Source organism: Eubacterium sp. F2 (assembly GCF_046244355.1).
Taxonomy (GTDB): domain Bacteria; phylum Bacillota; class Clostridia; order Peptostreptococcales; family Anaerovoracaceae; genus Aminicella.
Map to the genome: position 1 here is coordinate 180,696 of NZ_CP176393.1, position 15,603 is coordinate 196,298.

Sequence of the window (15,603 nt, forward strand, 5' to 3'; positions counted from 1 at the left end):
AGTTCCGCGAGTCAGCGCTTTCTTTCAGGTTACTATAAAGCACAATATCTCTATCTCTCATCCGGATGCCAGAGCACCCGGAATCAATGTCCATGTTTCTCATTAACTGAAAAATTCCTTGACCTTCTCTTTGAAACTGCCCTTCTTCTTGTAGCAGTTTTCGTTCAGCTTCTTGCCCATCTCTTTGATGGCCTTCTTCTGCGCTCCGCTGAGCTTGGTCGGAACCTCCAGGTTGACGGTGACCATCAGGTCTCCATTGCGTCCTGTACGCAGACTCCGGATTCCCTTGCCCTTCAGGCGGAAAATCGTTCCCGGCTGCGTTCCTGCAGGAACGTGGTAGCTGACTTTTCCGTCCAGAGTCGGAACGGTGATGTCGCTTCCGAGTGCGGCCTCTTCAAAGGTAATCGGAACCTCAATCCGGAGGTCGTTTCCGGTTCTTCTGAACAGCGGATGGCTCTGTACCCGGAGAACGATGTACAGATCACCTGCCGGGCCGCCGTTTTCACCAGGCTCGCCCTGTCCTCTGATCGGGATAACCGAGTCCGTATCCACACCGGCCGGAATGTTGACATCGATCTTGATCTTCTTTCTGACTTTTCCGGTGCCGTGACAGTCCGGGCACGGCGTATCGATAATTTCTCCGGTTCCTCCGCAGTCCGGGCACGGAGAACTGCTCTGGAACTGTCCGAGAGGGGTTCTCTGTACGCGGGTGTACATACCGGTTCCATTGCAGCGCGTACACTTGTGCTTGCTCGTGCCAGGCGCAGCTCCGGTTCCTCCGCACTTCTTGCAGGATACGTTTTTATTCAGCTGGATGGTCTTCTTGACGCCGAAGGCCGCCTCTTCAAAGGTAATGGTCAGGCGCTCCTGAAGATCCGCACCCTTTCTCGGCGCATTGGCCTGAGAACGGCTTCCGCTGCCGCCGAAACCACCGAATCCGCCGCCGAAGAAATCGTTAAAAATATCTCCAAATCCACCGAAGTCACTGGCGTTGAATCCACCGAATCCGCCTGCACCGCCGCCGGCGCCGCCAAATCCGGCATTCGGATCAACTCCGGCAAAACCGAACTGATCGTACTTTCTCTTCTTATCCGGGTCTGACAGAACGGTATATGCTTCATTGACCTCTTTGAATTTCTCTTCCGCAGACTTGTCACCCGGGTTGCGGTCAGGATGATACTTCAGCGCCATTTTTCGGAAGGCCTTTTTGATTTCTTCCTCGCTGGCGCCTTTTTTCAGGCCCAGAACCTCATAATAATCCCTTTTCTTTTCTGCCATACCTCTTCTCACCTTCTCGCAGCTGATTACACATCAATCCGACCGGGAAATTCCCGGCCGGACTGATCTTGCATTCGCCGCTATATTTTTGCGTGTCTGCTCGTCCGACAGGGACTTGTTAATCAGACATTATTTATCGTCGTCAACGACTGTGTAGTCTGCATCAACTACGTTGTCGTCATTTCCGGAATTTCCGCTGTTTCCGGCACTGCCTGCGTTTCCGCCTGCTGCGCCTGCGCCAGGGTTAGCACCCATGTTCGGGCCTGCACCTGCTGCACCTGCGCCAGCACCAGCTCCCGGCTGACCCTGCTGCGGACCTGCCTGCTGATACAGCTTTGTGGAAACTTCATTCAGCTTGGACATCAGGGCGTCTTCCTTTGCCTTGACATCGTCCGGGTTATTGGCATTCAGTGCAGACTGCAGGTCATTCTTTGCAGCTTCCAGAGCGCTCTTGTCAGCATCAGAGATCTTGTCTCCTGCTTCCTTGATGACGTTGTCGCACTGATAAATCATATTCTCAGCTTTGTTCTGCTCTTCAACAGCGGCCTTCTTCTTCTTATCCTCAGCCTCGTACTGCTGTGCTTCCTTGACCTTCTTATTGATCTCATCCTCGGACAGGTTTGTGGAGGAGGTAATGGTGATTGCCTGCTCTTTTCCTGTTCCCAGATCCTTAGCGCTTACATGTACGATACCGTTGGCATCGATGTCGAAAGTAACCTCGATCTGCGGTACCCCACGCGGAGCCGGTGCAATGCCTGTCAGCTGGAATCTGCCCAGTGTGATGTTATCGGCAGCCATCTCACGCTCACCCTGCATGACGTGAATGTCTACGGCAGTCTGGTTATCCGCAGCGGTGGAGAAGATCTGGCTCTTCTTTGTAGGAATGGTTGTATTTCTTTCAATCAGCTTGGTTGCCACACCACCCAGTGTCTCGATGGACAGAGACAGCGGAGTGACATCCAGCAGCAGGACGTCGTTAACTTCACCAGTCAGAACTCCGGCCTGAATAGCAGCTCCGATTGCTACGCACTCATCCGGATTGATGCCCTTGAAAGGCTCCTTGCCGGTTTCATTCTTAACGGCTTCCTGAACAGCCGGGATTCTGGAAGAACCACCGACCAGAACGATCTTAGACAGTTCGGAAGCGGTAATTCCTGCATCCTGCAGTGCCTTGCGTGTAGGCGGAATGGTTCTCTGAACCAGGTCAGAAGTCAGCTGGTTGAACTTAGCTCTTGTGAGCTCCATATCCAGATGCAGCGGACCCTCAGCAGTTACCGTAATGAACGGCAGGTTGATGTTGGTGGTCTGTGCAGAAGACAGTTCCTTCTTTGCCTTCTCGGCAGCCTCCTTCAGTCTCTGCATAGCCATGTTGTCCTTACGCAGGTCAACGCCGTGCTCCTGAGCGAATGTATCTGCCATGTAGTTCATGATTGCGTTATCGAAGTCATCGCCGCCCAGGTGTGTATCACCGTTGGTAGCCAGTACTTCGAATACGCCGTCACCCAGTTCCAGTACGGAGACATCGAATGTGCCGCCGCCCAGGTCGTAAACCAGGATCTTCTGGGATCCGGTCTCTTTATCAAGTCCATATGCCAGGGAAGCTGCTGTCGGCTCGTTGATGATTCTCTTTACATCAAGTCCTGCGATTCTTCCGGCATCCTTGGTTGCCTGCTTCTGTGCATCAGAGAAGTAAGCCGGTACAGTGATAACGGCTTCCGTAACCTTCTCGCCCAGATAAGCTTCTGCATCGTTCTTCAGCTTGGTCAGGATCATCGCGGAAATGTCCTGCGGTGTGTAATCCTTACCGTCAATCGTTACTTTATAATCCTCGCCCATATGTCTCTTGATGGAAGAAACAGTTCTGTCCGGGTTGGTAACGGCCTGGCGCTTTGCTGTTTCTCCGACCAGTCTCTCACCGCTCTTGGTGAATCCGACTACAGACGGTGTTGTTCTGTTTCCTTCTGCGTTAGTAATTACTGTAGGCTCTCCACCTTCCAGAACTGCTACACAGCTGTTCGTTGTTCCTAAATCTATTCCGATTACTTTCGACATAACGAAATTCCTCCTTGTTGATTAATTCTCTCCCAAAACCCTTAAAAAGACGGGGTCTCATCTTCCGGTGAGAACATCCATATATAGTCAGGCCTTTCGGCCGGGCTTGCTTGTTTATCTGCCGGAACTCTCTTTCCGGCAGGGGCCATTACTGGTTGACCTTGACCATTGCCGGACGGACGACTTTTCCGTGCAGTTTGTATCCTTTCTGCAGGACGCCGGTTACCTGACCGGACTCATAGTCCTCGTTGTTATCCGTCATCACTGCGTGATGGAAGTTCGGATCGAAATCCTTACCCAGGGCTTCGATTTCTTCCAGTCCGGATTTCTCCAGGACTTCACGGAACTGCTTGAAGATCATGCTCATGCCCTTTTCATACGCTTCATCGGCGCATTCCTGAGCAAGCGCACGCTCGAAGTTATCCAGGACGGTCAGCAGTTCTGCCAGGATCTTCTGATTTGCGTAATCATAAATCTCAGATTTCTCCTTTTCGACTCTGCGCTTGTAGTTCTGGAAATCCGCCATCAGACGGATATACTTGTCATTCTGATCATCTGCATCATCCGAATCTTTCTTATCCGCGTCCTTCTGCTCATCAGACTTTCCGGATTCTTTTTCCGCTTCTTTCTGATCAGCGTCGTTCTTCGCGTCATCAGAAGAAGTCTCAGCGGCCTTTTCCTCAGATGTGTCCGGGCCCTGCTCTTCGGCGTTCTGATTCTGCTTCGGATCTTTTTCTTCTGCTTCTTTCATTTTCTCCTCATCCATTGTTATCGTCCTCACCGCCTCCGTCTATTTTAAATGCATCATTCAGGTTATCCGTAAGATACTGGACAATCGAAGTGATTTCATCGTATTTCATTCTTGTCGGACCGATGACACCGATCTTTCCGGCGAAACGGCCGTTCACATGGTAGGTCGCTGTAATCAGCGAGCAGTCCTTCAGTTCCTCATCCGTGTTCTCATCTCCAATGGTGACAACCATGCCGTTGTCTCTGTCCATCAATGTTTTTACCAGCTCATCCCGGTTATCAAACAGCGAAATGAAATTTTTTGCACGTTTCAGATCTGTATATTCAGGCTGATCGAAGATATTACTCAGACCATCCATGTAAAATCTTACATTCAGCAGATTCTCAAGCGTGTGCATGAAGTTCGGCATGACATCTCTGGCCAGCGGACTCATCGCGGCGATATCATCCTGGAATTCCGAAATGATATTATCCTTCAGGAAATCTGTAAGCTGCCGCCCGCGGTAAGTATAGGTCAGTGTCTTGCTCAGAACCCTCAGCACCTCATCCGAAACCGGCTGCTCCAGATGGATCAGATCGTTGGATGATTTTCCGCTCTCGGCAACCGTCATCAGAATGACTGTATGCTCATCAACCGGCAGAAAATCTACAAACTTCAGTCTGTCTTCATCCTGCACCGGACTCAGTGCAAATGCCGCCAGATTGGTGATCTCTGACAGCAGGTCTGCTGCTCTCTGAATCGTCTTATCAAGTTCATCGATATCACTGTGCAGGGTATCCTTGATCATTTTCTGTGATTCCTGCGGTATCTCGACCTTTCCCATCGAGTTGTTCACATACCAGCGATATGCCTTGTCCGACGGCACACGGCCCGCAGATGTGTGCGGGTGAGTCAGGTAACCCATCTCTTCCAGGTCACTCATCTCATTTCTGATGGTTGCCGGACTGAAAGCATTATTGAACTCCTTAGAAAGGGTTCGCGAACCGACAGGCTCTGCAGTCCTGACATAATCGCCGATAATCTGCTGCAGGATCTTAAGTTTTCTTTCTGTCAGCTCCATATCTCATCTCCCCCTTTTTTGCTTGTTAGCACTCAACTCTTAGAGTGCTAACTGCTATATATAATGTACCCCACTAAAGAAAGAATGTCAACACTAATTTCTATAAAAAGAAGGGGGGATTTCTGCGCTTATTTCGCAGAATCATCCCCTAAACAAACAGGGCCATGATTTCATTCGAGACGGGAATCCCTTCCCGGGTCAGAAGGATTCGTCCTTTCTCTTCTCTGACCAGCCCCCTCGACTGATATTCCTCGAACTCCTCTCTGCGGTCAGAGAACACATCCCAGAGCGGTTTTCCGAACTGCTCCCTGAACTTTTCCAGGCTGACTCCCTCGTCCGTCCGGAGCGCCGTAAACACATACTCTCCGCAGTTTTCCAAAAATGTATTCACATGCCGCTCGCTTCCCGGATATTCGGTAATTCTCACCCCGTCCAGAAAGGAACTCGCCGACGCGCCCACACCCAGATAATCCTGAAATCTCCAGTATTTCAGGTTGTGGCGGCACTCGTAACCCGGCAGGGCGGCATTCGAGATCTCATAATGATGGTATCCCGCGTCTCCCAGCAGGTCCAGGGCCCGGAAATACATCTCTGCATCCTTCTGTTCATCCAGCTCCGGAATCCGTTCCATCTTATAATCCTCATACAGAGGCGTGCCCTCTTCAATCTGAAGCCCATAGAACGACAGATGTTCCGGCCTCAGCGCAAGGGCCTTTTTCATTGTATCTTCCCACTGCGCCGTCGTCTGCCCCGGGAAATCAAACATCAGATCGATGTTCACATTCCTGAATCCGGCCTTTCTCGCCATGTCATAACTCTTCAGAAATTCCTCCGCCGTATGGATTCTCCCCATCGCTTTCAGGATTCGATTGTCGAACGACTGCAGCCCGATGGACAGCCGGTTCACCCCCGCCTCTCTCAGGCATTTCAGCTTTTCCTCCGAGAGCGTGCCCGGGTTTGATTCCATCGTGATTTCCGCGCCCTTTTCCAGACAAAAAGCTTCCTGTACAGAGGAGATCAGCCTGGAAATATATTCCGCCGGAAGAATGCTCGGCGTCCCGCCGCCGATAAACATCGTGTCCACCGTATAACGGCCGGCAAGTTCACGTCCCCGCCCCAGAATTTCCGTAATCAGTCTGTCCACATAAGCCGCTTCCTTCTGCGCGGCATCTGGGTCCTTTCCCACAGCCTGCGAATAAAAGCCGCAGTAGCGGCATCTTGAAATGCAGAAGGGAATGTGAATATAAATGCCGAGCGGCCTGCGCGTATTCTGCACGGGCCGCATCTGCTCATTGTTATCATCAGGATTCATTTTATTTATCATCATCATACTTCAGTACAGCAGTGAAAGCTTCCTGCGGAACCTCAACCTTTCCGAACTGCTGCATCCGCTTCTTTCCTTCTTTCTGCTTCTCCAGAAGTTTCTTCTTTCTGGAAATGTCTCCGCCGTAGCACTTGGCGATTACATCCTTGCGGTAAGCCCTGACCGTTTCACGGGCGATTACTTTTTGTCCTACAGCGGCCTGAATCGGAACCTCGAACTGATGCATCGGAATGACTTCCTTCAGCTTTTTGCAGACAAAACGGGCGCGGCTGTAGGCCTCGGAACGGTGCACGATCATGGAGAAGGCGTCCACGATGTTCTTATTCAGCAGGATGTCCAGTTTCACCAGATCAGATTTCTGGTAGCGGACAAATTCATAATCCAGGGAGCCGTAACCCTTGGTCATGGATTTCAGGGCGTCGAAGAAGTCGTAAATAACTTCATTCAGCGGGAGTTCATAGTGCAGCTCCACGCGGTCGGTGGTGATGTAGTCCATGCCCAGCATGGTGCCGCGGCGCTTCTGGCAGAGTTCCATGATGGATCCGACGTAGGTCTTCGGCAGCATGATGTCGGCGTTGACAATCGGCTCCTCGATGTGGTCGATTTCCGAAGGATCCGGCAGATTGGTCGGGTTCTGGATCATCTTCACGGAACCGTCCGTCAGAATGACTTTATAAACTACGCTTGGGGAGGTCGTGATGATGTCCAGGTTGAACTCTCTTTCCAGACGCTCCACAATGACTTCCATGTGGAGAAGGCCCAGGAATCCGCAGCGGAAACCGAATCCCAGCGCGGCAGATGTCTCCGGCTCAAAGAGAAGCGATGCGTCGTTGACCTGCAGGCGCTCCAGGGCTTCTTTGACAGATTCGTATTTCTCGCCTTCCGCCGGATAAATTCCGGAGTAGACCATCGGCTGAACCTTTTTATATCCTGGCAGACTTTCTTTTGCCGGATTATCCGCAAGCGTGACGGTATCACCGACTCTGGCATCTCTGACCTGCTTGATGGCCGCGCAGATGTAGCCTACGTCGCCGGCGCGCAGGAACTTGGCCGGAACATGGCTCGGCGCCATGACGCCGACCTCCGTGACTTCATAATTTGCCTTGGCCGCCATCAGACGGATCGTATCGCCGACCTTCACCATTCCGTCGAACAGTCTTACGAAGATCACAACGCCCTTGTAGTTATCATATACGGAGTCGAAAATCAGTGCTTTCAGCGGTGCGTCCACATCACCCTGCGGCGCCGGAATATCCGTGACGATCTTCTCCAGCAGATTCTCCACGCCCATGCCGGTCTTGGCCGAGACTTCCGGCGCGTCCTCCGCGTCGATGCCAATCATCTCTTCAATCTCTTCCTTCGATTCCTCCGGCCGGGCACTGGCCAGGTCCATCTTATTCAGGCAGGGCAGAATCTCCAGATCCTCATTCAGCGCAAGATAGACATTTCCCATAGTCTGCGCCTCCACGCCCTGTGTCGCGTCCACGACCAGAACCGCGCCCTCGCAGGCCGCCAGACTGCGGCTGACCTCGTAATTGAAGTCCACGTGTCCCGGCGTGTCGATCAGGTTGAAAATGTACTCTTTCCCGTCCTTCGCCTTGTACACCAGACGCGTCGTCTGCAGCTTGATCGTGATTCCGCGCTCACGCTCCAGATCCATATTATCCAGGAGCTGCTCCTTCATATCACGCTCCGCCACCAGTCCCGTCATCTCAATCATACGGTCCGCAAGCGTTGACTTACCGTGGTCAATATGCGCGATGATGCTGAAATTCCGGATATATTTCTGATAATCATTATCTTTCATGCATAAGTCTCCTTACTTTACTGAGAATATCTGTTTTATTCTACCATATCTGGCGCATCCGGGCACCCATTCTTCCGACAAAAACCAGCCGGCAAGGGATTAAATCCACCCGCCCTCCCGGGCAGCTCTGAAAAATCCGGAAAACATCCCGAAAACACTGGAAAAGCATGTCAAAATCTACTTGTAAAATCTGGAAAAACATGTTATATTACTTTCTGCGTATTTAATTTTTTAATGCTATATTTTAGTAGTGGGGGTAAACATGGCTAACATCAAATCCGCAAAGAAGAGAGTAAAAGTTACTGCTAAGAAGACTGCTCAGAACAGAGTAATCAAGGACGATCTGAAGGCTGTTATGAAGGAATTCGACGCTGCAATCGCTGCAAAGGATTTCGACACAGCTGCTGAGAAGAGAACTGCTGCCGAGAAACAGCTGAAGAAGGCTGCTACAAAGCACATCATCTCCAAGCAGGCTGCAAGCAGACATATTTCCCAGGTTACAAAGAAGCTGAACGCAGCAAAAGCAGGAAAGTAAAATCTCACCCGTCCCCACACGTGCATCTGCTGGGGTGCACATGCTTTTAAGCAGAGAACCGATGGTTGTGTCTCCCATCGGTTCTTTTTTATGTTTTTATGCGGCAGGCGATTTTTTCCTTGCGTGTGGTTTTTGTCCCGACGGACTATGGTTGACGATGATGATGCCCGCGGAAATCAGCGCCAGTGCACCGAGTGCGGAAAGGCGGAAGGCCTGCCCGGTCTCCCCCAGTAAAACTGCGGAAAGCAGGACGCCGATCACCGGATTCATGAAGCCGAACACGGTAATCCGGCTGACTGGGTTGAATTTCAGAAGAATGCTCCAGATCGTGTAGGCTGCCGCGGAAATAAAGGCCATGTAAAGGAGCAGAAGCACGCCGCTCCAGGCTGCGGAACTGCTCTGCAGATGGCCGCCCCGCAGGAAACCATAGGCTGTCAGCGTCAGACCTCCCAGAATGAACTGGTAACCCGACAGTACCGCCGGATCTTCCTTCTGCCCTGCCTGTTTCATGTACGATGTGGACATCCCTGCCATGACCGTTGAAAGCAGGACGCAGCCTTCACCCAGCAGCGCAAAATGAAAATGGATGGATCCGCTGCCGCGCAGTTCGACCATCATGACCCCAGCAAATCCGAGCAGGCTGCCCAGGGTCTTGCGCCAGGTCATTTTTTCTGTCCGGAAGAGAAATGCCGCGATCAGAATCGCAATAAATGTTCCCGAGCCGATAATAATCGAGGAATTCACGCCGCTCGCGTGAGCCAGGCCGATGTAGAAGAAGAAATACTGCCCTGTCGTTTGAAAAAGCGAGAGAATCAAGACAGTTCCGCCAGAACCTTTCCGCGGATGCAGAAATCTTCCTTTCATCAGACTCCCGAATAAAATCACCAGAACACCGGCAAGCGTGAAGCGGATTCCGGCAAAGAGCATCTGTGAAGCGGTATCTCCCGCGGCGATGGAAAACAGCCGGTAGCCGATCTTGACGCAGGGAAAAGCGCTGCCCCAGAGGAAACAGCTGGTGAAGGTCCCGGCCAGCACGACCGGAAGCGCTGTCCAGAATTTGACTTTCTTCTGCGCTGCGCCCGCCTGACCCTCTCTGCCCTTTTTATCCACTTTTCTTTCCATGGATTCCTGATTTCTGCCCGGCATTACAGTCTGACCGCCGTTTCCAGCGCGAGCTTCATCATATCTGTGAACTGCGTCTGGCGCTGCTCGACCGTGGCCACTTCATCCAGGACAAAATGATCACTGACGGTGAAAATCGCAAGGGCATTCTTTTTCAGGAAAGCTGCGTTGGAGTAAAGCGCCGCCGTCTCCATTTCCACGCCGATCACGCCCATTCTCTGCCAGCACTTCCACCAGTCTTCGTCCGCTTCATAAAAATGATCGCTGGACAAAACATTTCCGGCATAAATCTGAATTCCCGTATCCTTAGAAGCCTCCTGCGCCGCCGTCAGCAGATTATAGCTGCAGCATGGGGAATACTGCCCCTCCACGTGGAAGGTGTCCATATAGCTGGAGTCCGTGGAGGCTGCCAGAGCCAGAACCGTGTCTCCCACATGCACGTTCGGGTTGAAACTTCCCATTGTGCCGATGCGGATAATATTCTCTACATGGTGCTGGTCATACAGTTCCCAGGAATAAATTCCCATAGACGGCATGCCCATGCCGCTTCCCTGCACAGAAACCGGAACGCCCTTATAGCTTCCCGAATACCCGTACATGTTCCTGATTTCCGAATAGCGGACCGGATTGTCCAGGAAATTCTCCGCGATGAACTGTGCGCGGAGCGGGTCGCCCGGCATCAGAACCGTTTCCGCGACCTTTGCCTTATCTGAAACTGCGATATGTAATGACATAATTTTTCTCCTTCTTTGTTTGTGATTTGCTGATTTTGCAGGCGCACACCCGGCCGCAGACAGAAAAAGACTGGCGGCATCCACATTCTCTGTCCGGAGGATCACGCCCAATCCAATCCCATCCCTGCTTCCCGACAAAAAATTATTCTGCAAGTCCGCTGACCTGCTGATCCTGTTAACCTCCTGTCGGTTCCTGGACAGCGGCCCCTCTGAAACATTTATTTCTACTCACTGTCAAAGCTGCCGCCATTTTCCCGTTTTCTGCAGCTCCGCGCCTTACAAAAACATTATATTCTTATACTGACTATTATCATACCACAGAATGCCCGCTAAAAATCCGATATGCGGCGAGTTGCCGCGATCCAATAGTCCGTTGTGATGAGACAATGATGCACAGATACTCAGACACTGCCGGTCAGCCGGCATGACAACACCGGTCAGCCGGTCAGACACTGCCGGTCAGCCGGTCAGACACTGCCGGTCAGCCGGCAAGGCAATGCGGCGAGGTTAATTGACGCCTTTTCCCGGACCGGAACCTTGTGTATGTATACTGTATACCAAATTCTCTCTTTAATCATCTTATTCATCTTCGTTTTGTCTTATACATCGTTTATACATGAGATAAAAGCAAAACCGAATAACATCTGGATAATTTTTCCAGAATTTTGTTGGTACAATCGCGTCCAAATCATTAACTTTACCAAAACAAAATGAATTTTGGTAAAAGATGCAGAATGCGTCACTTTATACCAAATACCTATTATCATGAGCGGAATATAGGTTGGTAAAAAGGCCATTTAACTCCCTGTTTTACCCAGCATTTTTACACATTATTTTGATTACATTGCAAATACGTCAATTATCATTGTCTCTTTCAATATTATTCAGGAATCCGGATATTATTTATCGAGTATTTATTCATGTTCATGTAATATTACTAGACACCGCAATTATTCTTAGTGATTGTACCGACATGCATACATCATTTTGGTAATAATCATGATTATAATCGCGCCTTACCTAATTGTTTTTCACTTTGGTACATCTGCCTTTTTTCCGCTATTGTTCCCAACGCATTTTCTATCAATATGACAGTATGGCCGGGGTTTTATAAGGCATGCATATTTTTCTCTTTTATTTTAGGCAAATAATATCACAACTGACAGCAGGCAGCTTTCCAGCAGTCAATTTCCAGGTATTGGTCAGGTCAACCTGCTATATGCTATCCGTCATACGATAATGTGCAGATTCTCTGGTATGAAAATATATCGTTTCACCATACATCTCAGCAATCGCCTTCTCCGGTACCGCCGTGGAAAATTTACACATATAATGAATATTCTGCCAAAGCGAAAGTTTCAGACTCCAAATGACGTAAAAAAGAACTCCACACTCTGCGGCCATCCGCGATGTTGATGCATCAGGTGAGTTCCCTGGAACCTTGTTGTCGTCTGACGGAAAGACAATCAAAAAAGGCCGCACCCTGCTTCGCTTCATTCTGCGAAAGGGCACGGCCCAGATATTTACTACTATATCAAACACTGCCGCCTGAATCCGAATAAGCTGACACACAAGCGAAAGGGCACAAGTTAACAAACACAGGCCGGCTTATATGTATACAGCATACATCCACTATCCATGTCTGCCGTTTATCCCGGCCCAGCCCATTGCAACACCTCTCAACTCGTTGCAGCCCGGCCCAGCTCACTGCATTCTGGCACAGCTCATTGCATCCTTGCAGCTTGTATTCTTTGTCTGAACAGATCATTCAGCTGACTACATCTCGTCGGCGACCTTGATGTTCTCGCGGATTCCTGCGCAGCACTTGTGGAAGTGCTCCAGTTCCTCGTCCGTCAGGTGCAGTTCAACGACCTCCTCGCAGCCATCCTTGCCGATAATTGCAGGAACACCGGCGAATACATCGTGTTCGTCAAAGTCTCCGTCGAGCGGCGCGCTTACCGGGATGATGGCTTTCTCATCGTGGAAGATTGCGCGGATGATGCGTGCTGCAGTTGCCGCAATTGCATACTCTGTGCAGCCCTTTCCTGCGAAAACTGTCCAAGCTCCGTCAACCGTCTCCTGAATCATGGCATCACGGTCGAAGCGGAAGCGCTCATCCTCTGCCACCAGCTCTTCCAGTTTATGGGAGCCAAAAGCCACCTGGGACCAAGGGGCAAACTGGGAATTTCCATGCTCACCGATCATATATGCTGTAATGGACTTATGGTCGATTCCTGTTGTCTCTGCCAGATGGGAGATCAGACGTGCGGAATCCAGTCCTGTACCTGTTCCGAATACATGGCCCTTCGGCAGGTCCAGTCCCTTGGCAATTTCTGCAGTAATAATGTCGCAAGGGTTGCTGATGTTCAGGAAAATTCCGTTGAAGCCGGAGGCCTTTACCTTAGGAATAAAGCCCTTTGCAGCCGGAACGGTGAACTTCATTTCTTCAACACGGTCATGTGTTTCTGCCAGAATGGAAATCTTTCCGCTGGCATTAACGACAACATCGCAGTCCTTCAGATCCGGGTAGTCACCGACTGATACGCGGACACGGTGCGGCATATACGGAATAGAATCTTTAATATCCTGGCATTCACAGGCAGACTTTGCCGGATTGCTGTCAATCAGCACGATTTCATCTGCGATCCCCTGAGTGACCAGTGCGCTCAGAACATGCGCACCAACATGACCTACTCCGATAATTCCAATTTTTCTCGTTTTCATCCATAACCCTCCAATATATACAAATTATTCTTATTTTGAATGATTATCCATATCTAAATTGTATTTCATTGTCCATTGTGTGCATAATTCTGTATACACAATATGGGCATATGACTATCTACCTGCTATCATATCCACATGTAAAAAGCTTGTCAACTATTGTAAATCCACCATTCTGGGCGTATTCAGAATACAAAATTGAATTTTCAGATTATGTAACTTCTCCGAACCGCATACTTCCGTTATAACTCGTCCCATAACACATATTTATTAATTTTTTTCTGTTCTTACACAAAATTCCGAGTCTGTGAAAGCCAGTATGTATTTTTTCCCGCGCATCAGTAAGTCTCCGCTTTCTGCCGGCCCCGGGCCAGTAGACTGTTTCCAAAAAGCCTTCCGCGGTGACAGCGAGACTTACCGGATTTATTAATGTGATCGTATGCTCAGTAAAATACACATTGTCATTAAATTCCCCATCTTGCGGGAATTATTCTATTTTTATGCGCATCTTCTTATGTTTTATCATTGTATATTCGATTGCATTTTTTTAATTCGTTTAAATCGTGATTATTTAAAAAAGCGCAGACCCCGAGTTTCCGTTACTTTAAATAATCTGAAAACGATTCGCGAATTTATTCAGAGGACATGCAGAATTAATACTGAAAGGTCCAGACTCGGGAATGCCGGCGGCAGCATTCCCGAGTCTGTCCTGATTGTCTGCCCGTTAGACGACAACAAGGTTCCCGGGCACCCACCCGACGCTTCAGCGTCGTGGAAGGGTGGGGTTCTTATTATATTCGGATAACGGACAGTGACAGCTGATAATTATCAGATTTCCCTGATGTAAATTCCCCCCTGGCCAATCAAAGATCGAAATCAGTGTATACTTATCTCCATGTATAATTATCAGGTTCTGCGCTTTTCCAAAATAACGAACTTCCGCAGAACCGCCCTAAAATTTTTCACACACCCATCACAATTCACGGCCTGACGGAATTCTCTCCTGCTGATTCTCAATATAAGCGAAAATTTACCAGGCAATAAATTACTCAGCTTATCAATCTCCATCATTTCAAACTTAATACATTAAAGTACAGAATCGGAAACTCAAAACACTCAGACAAGTATACAGTATGCCTGAATCATTCTGTTTCCTCTCAATCCAAAAACCAGCAGAAGGGCGAAGCCGACCGGCTTCGCCCTTCTGCTTCCTGTCAATTCATCATATCATACAGACAGAGGCCAGCCGATCGTCCGCCCTGTCCTTCCAACGTCACTCTTACTGCAGCTGCGGCAATCCAGTGAGACGTCACCACGATATACTACAGCACAGGATTTCTGTCTCCGGCGATTCCAGCTCTTGAAGCTCTTCTATCCATGCTCCCTGCTGCTCTGGCGCATTAATGCTCTGCTCTTGTCGGTCCGTCATACGGGAATGCCGGCATCAGCTGCAGTTTGAACACATTTGCACGGTGCTTCTGATCGATGCTATTCTTTGTTTCCGGGTCGTCGCACTCGCCGGTTCTGATGTAGCGGTCGAGAACGTCGTAGGTGAAGCCGAGTTTTTCTTCATCGGTCAGTGGTGTCAGGCCGTCAATCGGAACTTTATAAACCAGCTGCTTCGGAAGGCCGAGAACGTCGCCGATGGCACGGACTTCCTGAACGGTCAGGCGGGACAGCGGGGAGAAGTCGCCGGCACCGTCGCCGTATCTGGTTGCGTAGCCGACCCAGTCTTCAGACAGATTGCAGGTATTGGCAACGCGGCCGTTCATGGTCTGGGAAACCGCGTAAACCGTGGCCATTCTCAGACGTGCAGGCAGGTTGGTCGTCATCTGATCGGTGACATTCAGGCCGGCCTTCTTCATTTCGTCGACGATTCCCTGATATGCTGCGTGAATATTTACCGTGCTGTGGTCGATGCCCAGATGGCTGACCAGAAGCTGCGCAGCGTCGATGTCCTTCTGCACGCCGTTCGGAAGCAGAACACCGTAAACGCGGTCTTTGCCAAGCGCTTCACAGCACAGCGCCGCCGTTACCGAACTGTCCTTGCCGCCGCTGATTGCAACAACGGCCTTGCAGTCACTGCCGTTTTTCTCAAAGAAATCGCGGATCCACGCGACCAGCTCATTCTTTACCTTTTCCGGGTTGAAATTTTTATCGTAATACTCTGTCATAATGCCATTCCTTTCTCACCGCAGGCTCACTCCTGCCTCAAT

General features: G+C 50.0%; 11 protein-coding genes. 1 reads left to right on the forward strand and 10 read right to left on the reverse strand.

Annotated elements, in window-relative coordinates; genetic code table 11:
• Window positions 1–102 precede the first annotated feature (102 nt).
• The 6 genes from dnaJ to lepA all read right to left on the reverse strand — a co-directional run bounded on the left by dnaJ (window position 103) and on the right by lepA (window position 8,272).
• The gene (dnaJ, locus tag ACI77B_RS00720) at window positions 103–1,278 is read right to left on the reverse strand and encodes a molecular chaperone DnaJ (RefSeq protein ID WP_409336918.1); all 1,176 of its coding nucleotides are present in this window, start codon (window positions 1,276–1,278) and stop codon (window positions 103–105) included.
• 129 nt (window positions 1,279–1,407) lie between these two features.
• A complete protein-coding gene (gene dnaK / locus ACI77B_RS00725; protein WP_409336919.1) occupies window positions 1,408–3,330 on the reverse strand; it encodes a molecular chaperone DnaK in 1,923 nt (640 codons plus the stop codon).
• A gap of 148 nt (window positions 3,331–3,478) precedes the next feature.
• Entirely contained in the window at window positions 3,479–4,081 is a 603-nt protein-coding gene (grpE, locus tag ACI77B_RS00730; RefSeq protein ID WP_409336920.1) for a nucleotide exchange factor GrpE, read from the reverse strand.
• A gap of 7 nt (window positions 4,082–4,088) precedes the next feature.
• Window positions 4,089–5,141 (reverse strand): heat-inducible transcriptional repressor HrcA, encoded by a 1,053-nt coding sequence (gene hrcA, locus ACI77B_RS00735; protein ID WP_409336921.1) that lies wholly within the window; start codon window positions 5,139–5,141, stop codon window positions 4,089–4,091.
• A 148-nt stretch (window positions 5,142–5,289) separates the two neighbouring features.
• Window positions 5,290–6,471 (reverse strand): radical SAM family heme chaperone HemW, encoded by a 1,182-nt coding sequence (gene hemW, locus ACI77B_RS00740; protein WP_409336922.1) that lies wholly within the window; start codon window positions 6,469–6,471, stop codon window positions 5,290–5,292.
• The gene (gene lepA / locus ACI77B_RS00745) at window positions 6,455–8,272 is read right to left on the reverse strand and encodes a translation elongation factor 4 (protein ID WP_409336923.1); all 1,818 of its coding nucleotides are present in this window, start codon (window positions 8,270–8,272) and stop codon (window positions 6,455–6,457) included. Before lepA ends, hemW begins: the two co-directional genes overlap by 17 nt.
• Window positions 8,273–8,534: 262 nt before the next feature.
• Between lepA and rpsT the strand changes: the two genes are divergently transcribed.
• Complete coding sequence (gene rpsT, locus ACI77B_RS00750) at window positions 8,535–8,807, forward strand: 30S ribosomal protein S20 (RefSeq protein WP_409336924.1); 273 nt, start codon at window positions 8,535–8,537, stop codon at window positions 8,805–8,807.
• Window positions 8,808–8,903: 96 nt separating this feature from the next.
• Here rpsT and ACI77B_RS00755 read toward each other — a convergent pair whose 3' ends face one another.
• The 4 genes from ACI77B_RS00755 to nadE all read right to left on the reverse strand — a co-directional run bounded on the left by ACI77B_RS00755 (window position 8,904) and on the right by nadE (window position 15,561).
• Window positions 8,904–9,929 carry a DMT family transporter gene (locus ACI77B_RS00755; RefSeq protein WP_409336925.1) on the reverse strand — a complete coding sequence of 342 codons (1,026 nt, stop codon included), beginning with the start codon at window positions 9,927–9,929 and terminating at the stop codon, window positions 8,904–8,906.
• A 23-nt stretch (window positions 9,930–9,952) separates the two neighbouring features.
• Entirely contained in the window at window positions 9,953–10,663 is a 711-nt protein-coding gene (deoD, locus tag ACI77B_RS00760; RefSeq protein ID WP_409336926.1) for a purine-nucleoside phosphorylase, read from the reverse strand.
• 1,776 nt (window positions 10,664–12,439) lie between these two features.
• Window positions 12,440–13,387 (reverse strand): lactate/malate family dehydrogenase, encoded by a 948-nt coding sequence (locus tag ACI77B_RS00765; protein WP_409336927.1) that lies wholly within the window; start codon window positions 13,385–13,387, stop codon window positions 12,440–12,442.
• Between the two features lie 1,400 nt (window positions 13,388–14,787).
• Window positions 14,788–15,561 carry an NAD(+) synthase gene (gene nadE, locus ACI77B_RS00770; protein ID WP_409336928.1) on the reverse strand — a complete coding sequence of 258 codons (774 nt, stop codon included), beginning with the start codon at window positions 15,559–15,561 and terminating at the stop codon, window positions 14,788–14,790.
• Window positions 15,562–15,603 lie beyond the last annotated feature (42 nt).

Coding starts and splice junctions, on each gene's coding strand:
- dnaJ (WP_409336918.1), bottom strand. CDS start 1,278: ATGGCAGAAAAGAAAAGGGATTATTATGAGGTTCTGGGCCTGAAAAAA.
- dnaK (WP_409336919.1), bottom strand. CDS start 3,330: ATGTCGAAAGTAATCGGAATAGATTTAGGAACAACGAACAGCTGTGTA.
- grpE (WP_409336920.1), bottom strand. CDS start 4,081: ATGAAAGAAGCAGAAGAAAAAGATCCGAAGCAGAATCAGAACGCCGAA.
- hrcA (WP_409336921.1), bottom strand. CDS start 5,141: ATGGAGCTGACAGAAAGAAAACTTAAGATCCTGCAGCAGATTATCGGC.
- hemW (WP_409336922.1), bottom strand. CDS start 6,471: ATGATGATGATAAATAAAATGAATCCTGATGATAACAATGAGCAGATG.
- lepA (WP_409336923.1), bottom strand. CDS start 8,272: ATGAAAGATAATGATTATCAGAAATATATCCGGAATTTCAGCATCATC.
- rpsT (WP_409336924.1), top strand. CDS start 8,535: ATGGCTAACATCAAATCCGCAAAGAAGAGAGTAAAAGTTACTGCTAAG.
- ACI77B_RS00755 (WP_409336925.1), bottom strand. CDS start 9,929: ATGGAAAGAAAAGTGGATAAAAAGGGCAGAGAGGGTCAGGCGGGCGCA.
- deoD (WP_409336926.1), bottom strand. CDS start 10,663: ATGTCATTACATATCGCAGTTTCAGATAAGGCAAAGGTCGCGGAAACG.
- ACI77B_RS00765 (WP_409336927.1), bottom strand. CDS start 13,387: ATGAAAACGAGAAAAATTGGAATTATCGGAGTAGGTCATGTTGGTGCG.
- nadE (WP_409336928.1), bottom strand. CDS start 15,561: ATGACAGAGTATTACGATAAAAATTTCAACCCGGAAAAGGTAAAGAAT.